Origin of the sequence: Ruegeria meonggei, assembly GCF_900172215.1 — a bacterium.
Lineage (GTDB): Bacteria > Pseudomonadota > Alphaproteobacteria > Rhodobacterales > Rhodobacteraceae > Ruegeria > Ruegeria meonggei.
Genome location: NZ_FWFP01000003.1, coordinates 52104 through 67329, shown reverse-complemented (window position 1 = coordinate 67329; position 15226 = coordinate 52104). Strand labels below are relative to the sequence as shown.

The 15226-nt window shown below is 57.4% G+C and carries 11 protein-coding genes; 3 read left to right on the top strand and 8 right to left on the bottom strand.

Translation table 11 applies throughout. The features are described 5' to 3' along the window. Positions 1 to 124: 124 nt before the first annotated feature. The 3 genes from ocd to rocF are packed head-to-tail and all read right to left on the bottom strand — an operon-like array spanning position 125 to position 3015. Entirely contained in the window at positions 125 to 1168 is a 1044-nt protein-coding gene (gene ocd / locus RUM8411_RS05440) for an ornithine cyclodeaminase (protein WP_085821674.1), read from the bottom strand. A 6-nt stretch (positions 1169 to 1174) separates the two neighbouring features. Beyond that, positions 1175 to 2095, bottom strand: coding sequence for a citrulline utilization hydrolase CtlX (gene ctlX, locus RUM8411_RS05435; RefSeq protein ID WP_085821673.1), 921 nt, complete (start codon positions 2093 to 2095; stop codon positions 1175 to 1177). Beyond that, a complete protein-coding gene (gene rocF / locus RUM8411_RS05430; protein WP_085821672.1) occupies positions 2095 to 3015 on the bottom strand; it encodes an arginase in 921 nt (306 codons plus the stop codon). Before rocF ends, ctlX begins: the two co-directional genes overlap by 1 nt. An 86-nt stretch (positions 3016 to 3101) precedes the next feature. Here rocF and RUM8411_RS05425 point away from each other — a divergent pair, with 86 nt between their 5' ends. Together RUM8411_RS05425 and mprF are read left to right on the top strand one after the other, a co-directional pair. After that, positions 3102 to 3530 (top strand): Lrp/AsnC family transcriptional regulator, encoded by a 429-nt coding sequence (locus tag RUM8411_RS05425; RefSeq protein WP_085821671.1) that lies wholly within the window; start codon positions 3102 to 3104, stop codon positions 3528 to 3530. Between the two features lie 104 nt (positions 3531 to 3634). Continuing rightward, positions 3635 to 6244 (top strand): bifunctional lysylphosphatidylglycerol flippase/synthetase MprF, encoded by a 2610-nt coding sequence (gene mprF / locus RUM8411_RS05420; protein ID WP_085821670.1) that lies wholly within the window; start codon positions 3635 to 3637, stop codon positions 6242 to 6244. 3 nt (positions 6245 to 6247) lie between these two features. Here the strand turns inward: mprF and RUM8411_RS05415 are convergent, their stop codons facing one another. The 4 genes from RUM8411_RS05415 to RUM8411_RS05400 all read right to left on the bottom strand — a co-directional run bounded on the left by RUM8411_RS05415 (position 6248) and on the right by RUM8411_RS05400 (position 10254). Then, a complete protein-coding gene (locus RUM8411_RS05415; RefSeq protein ID WP_085821669.1) occupies positions 6248 to 7810 on the bottom strand; it encodes an efflux transporter outer membrane subunit in 1563 nt (520 codons plus the stop codon). 11 nt (positions 7811 to 7821) lie between these two features. After that, the gene (locus tag RUM8411_RS05410; protein ID WP_085821668.1) at positions 7822 to 8967 is read right to left on the bottom strand and encodes an HlyD family secretion protein; all 1146 of its coding nucleotides are present in this window, start codon (positions 8965 to 8967) and stop codon (positions 7822 to 7824) included. Positions 8968 to 8988: 21 nt separating this feature from the next. Next, positions 8989 to 9351, bottom strand: a complete 363-nt coding sequence (locus RUM8411_RS05405) for a DUF3302 domain-containing protein (protein ID WP_085821667.1) — start codon at positions 9349 to 9351, stop codon at positions 8989 to 8991. 141 nt (positions 9352 to 9492) lie between these two features. Then, a complete protein-coding gene (locus RUM8411_RS05400; RefSeq protein ID WP_085822000.1) occupies positions 9493 to 10254 on the bottom strand; it encodes a DeoR/GlpR family DNA-binding transcription regulator in 762 nt (253 codons plus the stop codon). Positions 10255 to 10455: 201 nt separating this feature from the next. On the opposite strand from RUM8411_RS05400, the gene glpD reads away from it, so the two are divergent. Then, a complete protein-coding gene (glpD, locus tag RUM8411_RS05395) occupies positions 10456 to 12030 on the top strand; it encodes a glycerol-3-phosphate dehydrogenase (RefSeq protein WP_085821666.1) in 1575 nt (524 codons plus the stop codon). Between the two features lie 56 nt (positions 12031 to 12086). Here the strand turns inward: glpD and RUM8411_RS05390 are convergent, their stop codons facing one another. After that, the gene (locus tag RUM8411_RS05390) at positions 12087 to 15224 is read right to left on the bottom strand and encodes an efflux RND transporter permease subunit (RefSeq protein WP_085821664.1); all 3138 of its coding nucleotides are present in this window, start codon (positions 15222 to 15224) and stop codon (positions 12087 to 12089) included. Positions 15225 to 15226: the final 2 nt, after the last annotated feature.

Sequence of the window (15226 nt, the reverse complement as noted above, 5' to 3'; positions counted from 1 at the left end):
CTGCCTCGCGCTCCGGGATACTTTTAGCCAGATGAAGGATCGGATCCCCTGCTTCATCTGGCAAAAAATATCCCGGGGGAGTCGCCCGTAGGGCGGCGGGGGCAGCGCCCCCGTTTCCCGGCCGCTATCCGGCCCGCATCAGCATTCCGAACAGATCGCGAGGATCATCTGGATCGGCTAGCATATCCAGAGCCACATAGAAATCAGTGCCTTCAATGGCGGATTTGATGTAGCATAAGGCCGAGAAATCTTCGATCGCAAAACCGACGCTGTCGAATAGAGTGATCTGCCGGTCGTCACGACGCCCATTGGCTTGCCCGGTCATGACCTGCCACATTTCAGTGACCGGGTGGTCGTTTTCCAGCGCTTGAATCTCGCCTTCGACGCGGGTTTGTTCGGGGTATTCGACGAAAATGTCGGATCGCAGCAGAATGTCGCGGTGTAGTTCGGTTTTGCCTGGGCAATCGCCACCAATGGCGTTGATATGCACGCCAGGCCCGACCATGTTGTCAGTCAGGATCGTTGCGTTTTTCTTGTCTGCTGTGCAGGTCGTGATGATATCGGCGCCCTCAATGGCGTCCTCGGGTGTTTTGCACTGTACGATGGTCAGTCCTGAACCCAGTAGGTTTGCAGCGCATTTTTTGGTGGCATTGGGGTCGGTGTCATACAGACGCACTGTTTTGATACCGCACATCGCCTTGAAGGCCAGGCACTGGAATTCCGACTGTGCTCCATTACCGATCATGGCCATGACGGACGAGGATTTTGGTGCCAGATAGCTGCCTACCAGCGCTGAGGTTGCCGCTGTGCGCAAAGCTGTCAGCATGGTCATCTCGGTCAGCAGGGTAGGGTAGCCGGTGTACACATCGGCCAACAGGCCAAACGCAGTCACGGTCTGCAACCCCTCGGACGTATTCTTGGGGTGGCCGTTGACGTATTTGAACCCGTACGCCTCGCCGTCTGAGGTGGGCATAAGTTCGATCACCCCGTGCGGGGAATGGGCCGGAATACGGGGAGTTTTGTCGAAGCTTTCCCAGCGTTTGAAATCGGCTTCGATCCGGGCAGCGATTTGTGTGATCATTTTCTCAAGCCCGACGTGATGCACAAGACGCATCATGTTGTCGACGGAAACAAACGGCACCAGGGCTTTTTCGGAAGGTTGCATCAGGGTCTCCTATCGGCGGGAAAGATGAATGCCGGCGATCATGCAGCGCACTGACCCTCCGGCTGTTTCTATCGTTGGGATCGTCAGCGGCAGCGTAGTAGCGCTGGCTTTGATGACTTCAATTTGCTGGGGTGTCAGCGCGTCCAGGGCGCGAGAGGACAGGGCCAGTACGAGGCCGTTGTTCCCGCTGAGTTCGATTGCGTTACCGGCGAAATCGGCAATCTGTTCGTGGGACAGGTCGATGACAGTGCGACCAGATTCTTCCAGGCGCGCCCGAACGGTGGCACGTCGGTCGAGATCGGTGATCATGTTCAGACAGATCAGCGCATAATGCGTACCGATCCCCATCAGAACATTGGTGTGATAGACGTCTCGGCCTTCGGCATCCCGGGCTTCGAAGGCAATTGGTTCATAGTTGAAATGTGTGCAGAACCGTTCCAGCAAGACCGGATCGGCCCGGTTGGATTTGACCGTATAGGCGATGCGCCCAACGTGATCGAGAACCATGGCGCCGGTGCCCTCAAGCGCCAGGTTGTCCTGTTCCAGGCCGGAGTAATCTATGACGTCCTGAACGCGGTATTCCTGTTTTAGAAGTTCAATAACGTCGCTGCGCCTTTCGCGCCGACGTGACGGGACAAACATTGGGTAGATCGCCACATGCCCGCCGGGATGGGTAGAAAACCAGTTGTTGGGAAAGACGCTGTCCGGTGTGTCCTGCGTGCCGTGATCGTCAAAAACATGAACGGTAACACCTGCCGCGCGCAGTTGTTCAACGGCCCGGTCATGCTCATCCCGTGCGGCAGTCGAGGTTGCCTTGGCGGATCGGTTCGCCAGCGTCTGAAATGCGTTGTCATCGCGGGTTTCGGGGTTCGAAGCAAAGGCATGGGGGCGAACCATGACCACGGCGGACGGGGATTGCAGGGAATTCATCAGAAACTCCGGGTTGGGCGGTCGAAGATGCGACGCCCCAGCAAAGAGGCCGCAAGATCAACCATCAACTTGGCAGTGCGGCCCCGTTCGTCGAGAAACGGGTTTAGCTCGACCAGATCAAGCGAGCAGACAAGGCCGCTTTCGTGCAGCAGTTCCATGGCCAGATGCGCCTCGCGTTCGGTTGCGCCACCGGGGACCGTTGTGCCCACAGCAGGCGCGACCGAAGGGTCGAGGAAATCAACATCCAGCGAGACATGTAGGATGCCGTTTGCCTGCCGCACCCGGTCAAGAAAGGCCAACAGGGGAACTTTGATTCCGTGTTCATCAATGCTGCGCATATCCGCGAGCATGGCGTGATCCTGCTCTAGCCGGGCGCGTTCAGCCGGGTCAACGGACCGCAGACCGATCATGCCTACGCGATCGGTCGGAACGGGGGCTGTTACCGGCGGAAAGGCGTCAAACCCGGGCTGGCCGGTGAAATAGGCGACGGGCGTGCCATGCAGATTGCCACTGCCGGTGCTGTCTGGCGTGTGGAAATCGCTGTGGGCGTCCAGCCACAACACAAACAAGGGGCGATCAATCTGTTGGGCATGGATAGCCATGCCTGCAACCGTACCCATCGACAGGGCATGGTCGCCACCCATGAAAATTGGCAGACCCTTCGGGGCAGTGTTATGTGCCGCTCGGGTTAAAGCGGTGGTCCAGCCGATGCAGTCGGGCAGGGCGAAAAGATGGTCGTGATCCGGTACATTCGTTGCGTCCGCGCTGACATCACCGATATCGGTGACTGAATGCTCCAAATCCGCCAGCGCCTGTTCCAGCCCGGCCACCCGATAGGCATCGGGCCCCATCCGGCACCCTTGTCTGCGTTTGCCCGCATCCATGGGGGCGCCAACTAAAATCACGTGTTTTTTGTCCATATGATTATCTAAGCTGCCGGGATGCCTTGCGAGAAGAGGGCAAAATGTTCAAAATGAAACCCGGTGATACGAAATGAGAAGTGATTATGGACGATTTGGATAGTCGATTGCTCAACGCGTTGCATCGGGATGCTCGGGCCTCGTTATCCGAGCTTGCGGAAACGCTGGGGGTCACCCGCACAACGGTGCGCAGCCGGTTACAACGCCTCAAACAATCCGGTGAGATCGTGGGCTTCACAGTTCTCACCCGGCAGGACGTGGCTGAAAGCCCGGTGCGCGGGTTGATGATGCTTGAAATCGAAGGGCGCGGGACCGAGCGGACGATGGCCAGAGTCGCCGCCATGCGTCAGGTGCGCGCCGTGCATTCCACCAATGGCAGCTGGGACTTGATCGCCGAGATCGGCACCGAAACGCTGGCGGAATTGGATGAAGTTCTGTTTCAGATACGGCGGATGGAGGGGGTCACGCGATCGGAAACCAACCTGTTGCTGTCCACCCGAAAAGGTCGGGTCTGATCCGTCCTGTAGCGCTTTGAGGTTCAAAGAAAATGTGCAAGGATCGACCTGCGCCATACATTCGCGTGCAGGATCATTTTAGTGCCTGAGAGCAGGAAAAAACCATGACTGATCAGCAGACAGACAAAGAACTCTGGGCTGTTCGCTGGGCCGAGCGGGTCACAAAGGTCCTGGAAAAGCCGTGGATCAAAATCGCGATCCCGATTCTAGTGACGCTAATTGCGCTGACCGTACTGCATGAGCTGTCCTCGCACGTGAAATGGTCCGACGTTAAGACCGACGTGGCTAACACATCGTGGAAGCTGATGTTCTTTGCTCTGTGCTGGACAGCGGTCAGCTTTGTGTCCTTATCCATGTATGATGTTTTGGCGGTTCAAAGCGTGGCCGACGGCGAGGTGCCATTGCCCGTCGCGGGCATGGCCGGAGCCAGTGGGTACGCAGTGTCGAACTGCCTTGGGTTTTCGTACATTACCGGTACAGCTATTAGATACCGCATCTATGCCTCGCTTGGGCTGGATCTGAGCAGGGTCGCCGGCGTCATTGCGACCTCATGGATTGCGTTTTGGTCTGGGTTGGTTTTGTTGCTTGGCATCCTGTTGACGCTGCATCCAGATGGGATTTCCAAAGTTCTTCCGATCAGCGACACGGTAGAAACCATAATTGGACTGTGCCTGCTGGCGGGTCTGGCGACCTTGTTCTTATGGCTCGCCAAGGGCGGGCGCAGGCTGGCCTATGGCGGGGTTGGGTTCAACTTGCCCGGTGGCAAGTTGTCTGGCCTGCTGACAATAGCCGCAATCGGAGACCTCTTTGGCGCGTCCATGGCGCTGTACGTTCTAATGCCGGATGACCTTGGTGTCGGCTATCCGTACTTCTTCACGATCTACATTGGGGCCATCGCAATTGGCATCCTCAGCCATGCGCCGGGCGGCATAGGTGCGTTTGAGGCCACGTTGATCGCCGGGCTGGGAGCGTCGGGGCGGTCGGACGTCATCGCCGCGCTATTGCTTTATCGACTGGTCTACACGTTTTTACCCTTTGCGATTGCAACCCTCTCGATTGCGGTGGCCTCGGCCCTGACACATCGCCATCACATCAGTGGCGCGGCCACGTGGGTATACCGCGCGATCCGCCCAATTGTGCCGATGGTTGCCGCCGGAGTGGCGGCTGTGGCCGGGGTTATCCTGCTGGTGTCGGGTGCTTTGCCTTCCAGCAGCCAAAGCCTGGGTGTGTTGCGGGATTTCCTGCCTCTGTCCTTTGTAGAGGCCTCACATCTGGCGGGCAGTGCCGTGGGCGTTCTTCTGATCCTTGTCTCACGCGGCTTGTTCCGCAAGCTTTACCGTGCCTGGATTGCGGCCATGCTGTTGATGGTGATTGGCTTCGTCGCCTCTCTGACCAAAGGGCTGGATACGCATGAGGCGATCAGCATGTTGGCCACCATCGCGCTGCTGGCCACGTTCCGGGGGGCGTTCTACCGCGTCAGTGGTGCATCGATTTTTCGCCTGAACATCCCGTGGCTGGTTAGTGTGGTGGCTTTGCTCGCGGTCATCTTCTGGGTCGGACTATTTGCCTATTCCCATGTCGAATACCAGAATTCCCTGTGGTGGGAGTTCGCCTGGAATGGCGATGCTTCGCGCTTTTTACGCTCCAGCCTTGTGGTTGCGGTCATTCTGGGGGTTGTGGCTGTGAACTCTCTGTTCGGACGCGAAATCCCACCCCCGGTGCGAACTGAAATCCCGCCTGTGGTCGAGCGGCTTGTGATGGAGAGTGAGGATACCGAATCTCAAATTTCACTGACCGGTGACAAGCAGTTTCTGATCGCGCCGGACGACACAGCGTTTATTGCCTATGCCGATACTGGCAACGCGCTGATCAGCAAGGGTGAGCCGGTAGGTGACGAAACAGCCGGTCAGCAACTAATTTGGCAGTTACGCGAAATGGCGGATCGCGAAGGCAAGCTGTGTGCGTTTTACAGTGTTTCGACCAAATACCTGCCGACCTTTCTGGATCTTGGCCTGTCGATCCTGAAAATCGGCGAGGTCGCGCGCGTGCCGCTGAAAGATTTCTCTCTGGATGGAAAACCCCGCAAGCGATTTCGGCAGGCCAAGAACCGGGCAGAGCGTGAAGGTTATGTGTTTGAAATCATTCTCAAGCAAGACCTAAGCCCGGTCCTGCCAGAACTACGCAAAATCTCTGACGCTTGGCTCGAACGTAAGGCTGGCGAGGAAAAGGGTTTTGCCCTGGGTGGGTTTGATGACGATTACCTGTCCTATTTCGACCACGCCGTGCTGCGCAATGGCGATACCGGACAGATCATGGCATTTGCCAACTTGTTTCAGGGCGGCAACAAATCCGAGCTGTCACTGGACCTGATGCGGTATGAGCCTGACAGCCCAAGCTTTGTCATGGACGCGCTGTTTGCCGAGATGATGGCGTGGGGATCAGAGCAGGGGTTCCAGTGGTTCTCGCTGGGGGCTGCGCCGTTTTCCGGGATTGAGAACCGGCAGCTGGCCTCATTCTGGAACCGCGTGGGCGGCTTTGTCTACGAGCATGGAGAGCAGTTTTATCACTTTGAAGGGCTGCGGTCGTTCAAGCAAAAGTTTGAACCGGACTGGAGCCCGAATTACCTGGCCAGCCCCGGTGGCCTGGCGGCACCCCGCATTCTGTATGAGGTGAATATCCTGATCTCTGGCGGCTTGCGCGGCCTGACCAAGTAAGCGTCAGTTCAGGCTGGCGCGCGTTGGGTCTTGTTGCAGCAGATCGCCCCAGTCGGTGCGATAGGCCATCTCGGCCAGCACGGTTTCAGGCAGGAATTCCTGATTCTGACGGATCTGCCAGCCACCACCCAGCCCCTTGTAGACCGCGACCAGATTGCTGGACACTTCCTGCCGTGCCTGGATCAGGTTGGCCTGAGACCGCAATAATGCAGTTTGGGTGTTCAAAATACGAGAGTAACTGGCAGCACCATCCCGGTATTGATCAATCGCAATTTCTGACGCTTTGCGTGAGGCGGCGACGCTGTTTTCGTAGAATCCCACCTGCTTGCGGGATTGGGCATAGGCCACCATCGCGCTTTCAACCTCGGAATAGGCGGTCAGGACTGTGTTCTGGTAGTTGGCGATCAGTGCCTGATAGGCCGCATCCTGTGCCCGGACGTTGTTCTTGATCCGACCGTAGTTCAGCACATTCCAGACCACGCCGGCATTGGCTAGCCCGGTTGTGCTGGCCGACGAAAACAGATCTCGCCCGCCAGAGGCCTGCAGCCCGATTGCGCCGGACAGAATGAATTGCGGGTACAGGTCTGCCAGCGCTATTCCAACTTGCGCCGATTGGATGGCAGCCGCCAGTTCAGCCGCGCGCACATCCGGGCGGCGGCGCAACAACTCGGCCGGGACGCCGACGGCTACGTTGGACCGGGCCGAGGGGATGCGTCCCGAGTTGCCCAGAAGGCTGGTCATACGCGACGGGGTTGTTCCCAGCAGAACGGCCAACGCATTCTTGGCTTGTTGCAGATCGCTTTCAATCTCGGGCACCAAGGCCTTGGTGTTGTTCAACAAAGCCCGCGACTCCTGAACGTCCAACTCGGTCGTCACGCCATTATTGAAGCGCAATTCGGTCAGGTCGGCGGATTCTTGTTGCAGTTGGATGTTCTCGCGGGCCACAGCAAGGGACTCCTGCAACGCACGGATATTGACATACAGCGCCGCCACATCGCCTGTCAGTGTCACCAGTGCGTCGTCATAATTGGCCACTTGCAGGGCCAGATTGGACCGGGCGGCCTGAACACCGCGCCGTTGCTGGCCCCATATGTCCAATTCCCACTGCGCGTCGAACCCAACCTGCGAGGTCGAAAATTCGGTATCCAATGGGATAATCCGGTTGATATCCGCAATCGGATTTAGGTTCTCACTGATTTGCCGCCGTTGGATCGAACCACCGATGGCTTGGGATTGGGGGTAGAGCTCTCCGAAAGCGATGCCCAATTGTGCGCGGGCCTGTAGAACACGAGCACCCGCGACCTGCAGATCGAGGTTCTGGGCATAGGCCTGAGCGATCAGCTTGTTCAGGGTGGGGTCGTTGAATGTCTGCCACCATTTCACCACCGGCGCGCTGCGCGAGGTCAGACCGCTTTGACCAGTGCTGGGGCTGTTGACCTCGATCCATTGCTTGACGACCGGAGAGTTCGGCCGCACGAAATCCGGGCCAACAGGCGTGCAGCCCACCAGCAGTGCCGCACAAAGGGCTGTGCCCATCAGTCTGCTGTAAAGTCTGGCCCGTGCCATGATGTCAGTCCTCAGATATCCAGGGGTCGGATGAAGTTGGCGAAGGAATACAAACGGATATTGATACGCCGCAGGAACTCAAAGCTTTTGCCTTGTCCGGTATAGATTGCCACCGCCGCATGCCCGCCCGCAGGGAAGGTATGCTTGTCGGGGATGTCGACCGAGATTTGCACCGCAATGCGCCCCGGCAGTTTGGGCAGTTCAAAGCCGGGCAGGCGGCCAGAAGGCAGGTACTGTCCCTGGCGCGTTGCCCACCAGATAGCCTCGACCTTGCCGGTCAGGATTTCTCCGGGATAGAGATCGAGGGCAACCTCGACCTCTTGGCCGGGTTCGACAAACTTCAAATTCTGTTGACGGTAGGTTGCCAGAATATAGGGGTTGTCCTTGGTCACAAAGCTGGCGATCGCGCCCAGTCGGATATCTCCTACGACAAGTCCAGGGCGGGCCTGTTGTGACACGATCATCCCGTCTTCGGGCGCATAAATTGTCGTGTTCTCCAGAAAATACTCGGCTTTTTCCAGCTGCGCCTGCGCTTGCAGGATACCCGTGTTCACCCCGTCGATCTGTGAATTCAGGGCAAGCTGAGCCTTTTCTAGATTGGCTTCGGCCTCTTTGACCAGGGCCTGATCCTCGGTGACCTGTTCGTCCCATCGGTCGAGCTCATCCTGACGCGCACCGCCAGCTGGCACGAGGTTCTCATAGCGCGCCTGCTGTGTCCGGGCATATGCCAACTGCGCGTTGGCTCGTTCAATGGCCTCGGAGGCGGCAATCACGTCCTGTTCCAGGATTTTGGCGTTCTGTTCAGCCGCGACCAACTGGGCTGTGGCTTCTTCAACCTCAAGCGCAAATACAGTGTCGTCAAAGCGATAAAGCGGATCGCCCTTCTTTACCTCGGTATTGGGTTCCACCAGCACCTCGGTCAGGATCGTCGGTTCAGTCAGCCGGGGCACAATCTGAATGGTCGAGCGCACAACATGGCTGTCGATCGAGAAGGGCTGAAAGAACCGCAACGCGACCAGAAAGATCAGCAGCAGATGGGCGCCAACCCAGAACGAGACGATCCCCCAAGTGATGTTGAATTTCAGCCATTTAGCTTTGAAGAAAATGAACCAGACGAAAATGATGTAAAACAGCGTAATGCCGAGGGCGACAAACATATTCTGCGACTTCCTTTGGCTTTAGCTTTTCTGCGTCTCGTCAAGATCCAGCGGATCGCGGTATTCTTCGGTCAATTCGCCCCCCAGTCGTTTGATCTCTTTGCGCACTGCGTCACGTTCATCTTCGGGCAAGCGGCGAATATCGACTGTGGTTCCGTCGTGGAAGGCCCAGATAAACGCGTGCACCCAGGGAACGATGGCCAGAAATCCCATCCATCCCATGATTTTTACGGCCTCGGCGTGGGGGTGGTTGCGTTTGATCGCAATACGCCCGGGCAGCCCCATGATGAACAGAAAAAGCCCCATGACGGCGCCCAGCAGAAGAATCAGCGCCACAAATGTTAGATAGTCATAATAGCCTAGCGGCTGCCCCAGTAGTCCCATGCTCGCGCCTCCTTTGGAAGGTTGTCTCATCCTCAGTTGTTGGTGTCCAGTTCGTCAATCACTTTATGGTTGAACGTAGGGTCTAGGCGTGGCTACCCAGATTGTCGCTTGACCGAAGCTGACAGAAAACCCCCGCTTTGGTCAGCCGCACAGTACCAGTCTGGTGCCCCAGTCGGCGCATTTACTGGCCAACTCATCCGGCAGTGGGAAATCAGTATAAAACACGTCGACCTCAGACATTGACGCGATCCGGGCGGGTGCGGTCCGTTGAAACTTGGACTGATCCGCTACTAGACAAGTTTTGCGGGCCTGCGCGATGATGGTTTGGCTGACCCGCACTTCCTGAAAGTCGAAATCCAACAAATCACCTTCGGTATCCAGGGCAGAGCATCCAATGATCGCATGGTCGAACTTGAACTGCTCTATCGTCGAAATGGTCAGGTTGCCGACCAAACCCCCATCCGAGCGGCGCAGAACACCGCCAGCCACAACGATCTGGCAGTTTGGGTTTTCGAGCAGAATATTGGCGACGTTCATATTATTGGTCACCACCATCAGGTCCTTGTGGGACAACAATTGCCGAGCGACGGCTTCGGTCGATGTGCCGATATTCATGAACACTGACGCCCCGTCAGGAATATCCCGCGCGCATTTTTGAGCAATCAGCGCCTTGGTTTCCGCGTTCAGGGCGCGGCGGTCTTCGTAGCCGATGTTGGACACGCCAGACCGCAGAACAGCACCACCATGCACACGATCAAGCTTACCCATATCCGCCAGTTCTGACAGGTCACGGCGAATGGTTTGGACCGTCACGTCGAACCGCGTCGCCAAACCGTCGACCGTCACACGACCGTCCTGCTTGGCGATGCTTAGGATGTCAGACTGGCGAAAGGATAGGGACACTGTTGGCTCCAACCGGGTTGTATTCGTTTTTGTTCTATTTTTCAGGTTTTGCAAGTGATCCATGCCGAATTCAGCAAAACAGTCATAACAAATGTGTTCCTCGGATGCAAAAAGCGAAAATAAACGAAAACAGACATTGACGAAACGAGGGGTCGCGCGGTTAATGAGCGCGCGTTTTCCACAACGGGGAATCACTGGGATATGGACCAGAAGAACACGCAGGTCACAGACCTGTTCATCATAGGCGGCGGGATCAACGGATGCGGTATCGCACGTGACGCAGCGGGGCGTGGTTTGACTGTCACGCTGGCTGAAATGCATGACCTTGCCTCGGCAACGTCCTCTTCCTCGACCAAACTGTTTCACGGCGGCCTTCGCTATCTTGAATATTTCGAATTCCGCCTTGTCCGCGAAGCGCTGATCGAGCGTGAGACGTTGTTGCGCGCAATGCCCCATATCAGCTGGCCCATGCGCTTTGTGCTGCCCTATCACAAAGATATGCGGTTCGATTCCGAAACGCCGACGTCGCGTTTGCTAAGCTTCTTCATGCCGTGGATGCGCGGTCGTCGCCCTGCGTGGCTTATCCGTCTGGGGTTGTTTCTGTACGACAACCTGGGCGGCCGCAAAATCCTGCCGGGAACGTCGTCGTTGAACCTTGCATCCTCGCCCGAAGGTACGCCTCTGCAGGACAAGTTTCAGACGGCCTATGAATACTCCGACTGTTGGGTTGAAGACTCCCGTCTGGTCGTTCTCAATGCCCGTGACGCCGAGGCGCGCGGGGCCAATATTCTGGTGCAGACCGAAGTGCTGTCCGCCAAGCGTATTGAAGGGTTGTGGGAGGTCACGATCCGTGACCGAGAGTCCGACGAAACCCGGGTTGTGTGGTCAAAGATGCTGATCAATGCGGGCGGTCCCTGGGTGGGCGATATCATCCAGACCAAAATTCATGTGAACTCACGCGAGGGCGTGCGGTTGGTGCGGGGCAGTCATATCGTGACCCCCCGGCTGTTCGATCATGAAAAATGCTATTTCTTTCAGGGTGAAGACGGGCGCATCATCTTTGCCATCCCGTACGAGCGCGATTACACCCTGATCGGCACAACGGACCTGGAACACGCCGACCCGTCCGAACCCCCGATCTGTACAGAGGCCGAGCAGGATTATCTGTGCGCCTTTGCGTCGAAGTATTTCAAAAAGCCCGTGACGCGGGACCAGATCGTTTGGACCTATTCCGGTGTGCGCCCTCTGTACGATGACGGAGCCAGCAGCGCGACAGCCGCGACCCGGGATTACACGTTGAAAGTAGATTCTACCGACGGGGCACCGGTGCTGAACGTCTTTGGCGGTAAGATCACCACATACCGCCGGCTTGCAGAACACGCGCTGGAGAAAGTTGCCAATCACTTCCCTGACCTTCACGGCCCGTGGACGGCTGGCGTTGCTTTACCCGGCGGTGATTTCCCGGTCGACGGTGTGCAGGATCTGGTGGCGGGATTGGAGGCTGACTATGCCTTCTTGGATCGTGCCTGGGCCGAAAGGCTTGTTCGCGCCTATGGTACCGAAGCGCGCGTTATTCTGGGCGATGCGAATTCTGACAAGGCGTTGGGTGAGAACTTTGGCGCGTCTCTGACTGCGCGGGAGCTTGAATGGCTGATGGACAAGGAGTATGCGCGCAAGGCCGAGGATGTCGTCTGGCGCCGTAACAAACTGGGACTGAAGCTGAGCGCCGAGCAGATCGCCCACATTGACGCGTGGATGGATCAGCGTCGATCGTAGGCAGCAGCTTGACCGGGTAAAAACAAAGCCCCGCCATTGAGGCGGGGCTTTTTGATTCAGACGGGTTCTTCGGTAGGTCCAGGATCGTTTTTTGTTCCCTTGATCCACTCTCTAAGACTTTGCATCAGCGCATAGAGCACTGGCACCAGAATGACGCCAACCAGTGTGGCTGCCAGCATCCCGCCAAAGACGGCCACACCAATGGCTTTCTGACTGGCCGCGCCCGCACCATTCGCGGCCAACAGCGGCACAACACCCAGCAAGAAGGACAGGGCGGTCATCATCACAGCGCGGAACCGCTGAAACGCGGCTTCGGCAGCGGCATCTTTGATCGACAGTCCATTGGCCCTTTGCTCCATCGCAAATTCAACGATCAGAATGCCGTTTTTCGAGGCCAGCCCCACGAGCATGATCATCCCGATCTGCGTATACAGATTGATATCACTACCCACGATGGCCACGGCGGCCACCGCCCCGAACAGGGCAACAACCACCGAAAGCAGGATGGAAACCGGCAGTGACCAGCTTTCGTATTGCCCAACAAGGAACAAGTAGCCGAACAGAATTGCCAACCCAAGGATCACAACCACCAGGCTGCCCGAGGCCAGCTGCTGCTGTGCTGTGCCGGTCCATTCAAACGCATAGCCCGGGGGCAGGGCGTTTGCGGACTCTTCGGTCATGACATTGATCGCGTCTCCGCTGGACAGGCCCGGCGCAGGCACAGCGGTCACGGTCGCCGACCGGAACAGGTTGTGCCGTTTCAGCAAAACCGGACCCAGCACGTTTTCGACATCGATCAGCGTTCCCAGCGGCACCATATCGCCCTGCGTAGACCGCACATAGAGGTTCGAAATGTCTTCGACGTTGTCGCGATAAGTGCCGTCGGCCTGGATCATCACGCGGTAGACCCGACCGAACAGGTTGAAGTCGTTTACGTAATACGAGCCCAGCTGCGCCTGCATGGTTTGGAAAATCTCGGCCACGGACACTTGCAACGTCTTGGCCTTTTCCCGATCCAGATCGACAAACAGCTGCGGGACGTTGGCGCGGAAGGTGGTATAGGCCTGACCGATCTCGGGCCGCTGGTTCGCTGCATAGACAAACGATCCCACGGCCGAGGCCAGATCCTGTGGCGTACCGCCTCCGGTTTGCTGGACCTCCATTTCAACCCCGGCAGACAGGCCGAGACCCTGAATGGGCGGCGGGTTGAAAGCCACGATCGAGGCCGCGGATTCACCATTGGCGATGGCAAGGACCTTGGCCAGAATGGCATTCGCGCTCAGATTCTCTTCCTGGCGATCATCCCAGTTTTCCAGGTTCACAAAAACCGTAGCGCCGTTGGTGGTCGTGCCGTTGAGAATAGAAAACCCATTGACCAGAACCGTGCTGGCCACGCCCGGAATCTCTCGTATTTGATCATCAACCCGTGCGGAAACCGTTTCTGTCCGTTCAAGGGTTGCGGCATCGGGCAGTTGAATGTCAACGAACAGGTATCCGTTATCCTCAAGCGGAATAAACCCGCTGGACGTATTGGACATGATCGTGCCGGTTCCCATGGCGAGGGCCACGATGATCCCCAGTGCAACCACCGGCAGGATCAGCATCTTGCGCACGATCGCGACATACCCGCTGCGCACTGTTCCGATGAGGTTTTCGAACATGGCCAGCACCCCTTTGGGAGGGCCAGAGCGCGCGCGCAGCACCAGCCCACACAGGGCGGGTGACAAGGTCAGCGCGTTGATCGACGAGATCACCACAGCGGTTGAGATGGTAACAGCGAACTGCGAATATAATCGCCCGGAAATACCGGGCATGAAGGTTACCGGCACGAACACCGCCAGCAGAACCAGTGTGGTTGCGATGACAGGGCCGGTGATTTGTCCCATCGCTTTGCGAGTCGCCTCGGCTGGGGGAAGGCCTTCGTCCGCGATGATGCGTTCAACGTTTTCAACAACCACAATGGCGTCGTCCACCACGATCCCGATAGCCAGCACAAGCGCGAACAATGAGATCGTGTTCAGGGACATCCCAAACGCCAGCAAAAAGGCAAACGTTCCGATCAGGGATACCGGAATCGCAACGGCAGGAATGATCGTGGCTCGCCAGCTGCCCAGAAAGACAAACACAACCGAGATCACCAAAATGAAGGTTAGCATCAGGGTTGTGACCACGTCATTCAGGGATTGCTCGACAAAGTCGGTGGTGTTGAATGGTACCTGGAATTCGACATCCGTCGGGAAGGAACGGGACAGGCGGTCCAACTCTGCCTGAACCCGTTCGGACACGGCCAGCGCGTTCGCGCCAGGGGCCTGATAGATGCCCAGAACCGTTGCCGGAACGGCTTGGAAATAGCCCGATGCGGAATAGAACTCGGCGCCCAGTTCAACGCGCGCGATATCCTTGACCCGCACGATTGATCCCGCGTCACCGGTCCGTATGACGATGTCGCCAAATTCGGCGGCCGAGGTCAGACGGCCTTTGGTCTTGATAGTATATTGAAACGTCTGCCCCTCTGGCACAGGTGGCGAACCGATAGAGCCGGCGGAAACTTCGATGTTCTGCTCTTGGATCGCGCTGATGACGTCACCGGGCGTGATGGACAAAGCCGCCATCTGATCCGGGTCCATCCAGATCCGCATGGCGTATTCCAGATTGGTCAGAACTTCGGCTTTACCAACACCCTGAACCCGGGCCAGCGCGTCTTTCAGGTTGATTGACGCGTAGTTGGACAGAAACACGCTGTCATACGTGCCTTCAGGTGAGGTCAGCGTCACCAGCAGCAGCATGTTGGTTGACGCTTTTTGCGTGACCACGCCGGACGATGTCACTTCGGCGGGCAGTGACGACATGGCCTGCGCCACACGGTTTTGCACGTTGACCGAGGCAATATCAGGATCAGTGCCGACCTCGAATGTAATGTTCAGCGAATATGAACCGTTATCTGACGACGTTGACGTCATATAGATCATATCGTCCACACCGTTTACCTGCGCCTCAATGGGCGCGGCGACGGTGTTTTCCACCGTCTCGGCATTGGCACCGGTATAGGTGGCCGTGACGCTTACAACCGGCGGCGTGATATCCGGGAATTGGGCCACTGGCAGAACCAGATAGCCGATGCCGCCCATGATGGTCAGGACAAGCGAAATGACAAGCGCCAGCTTGGGCCGGCTAATGAACAGGGCGGAGAACATCA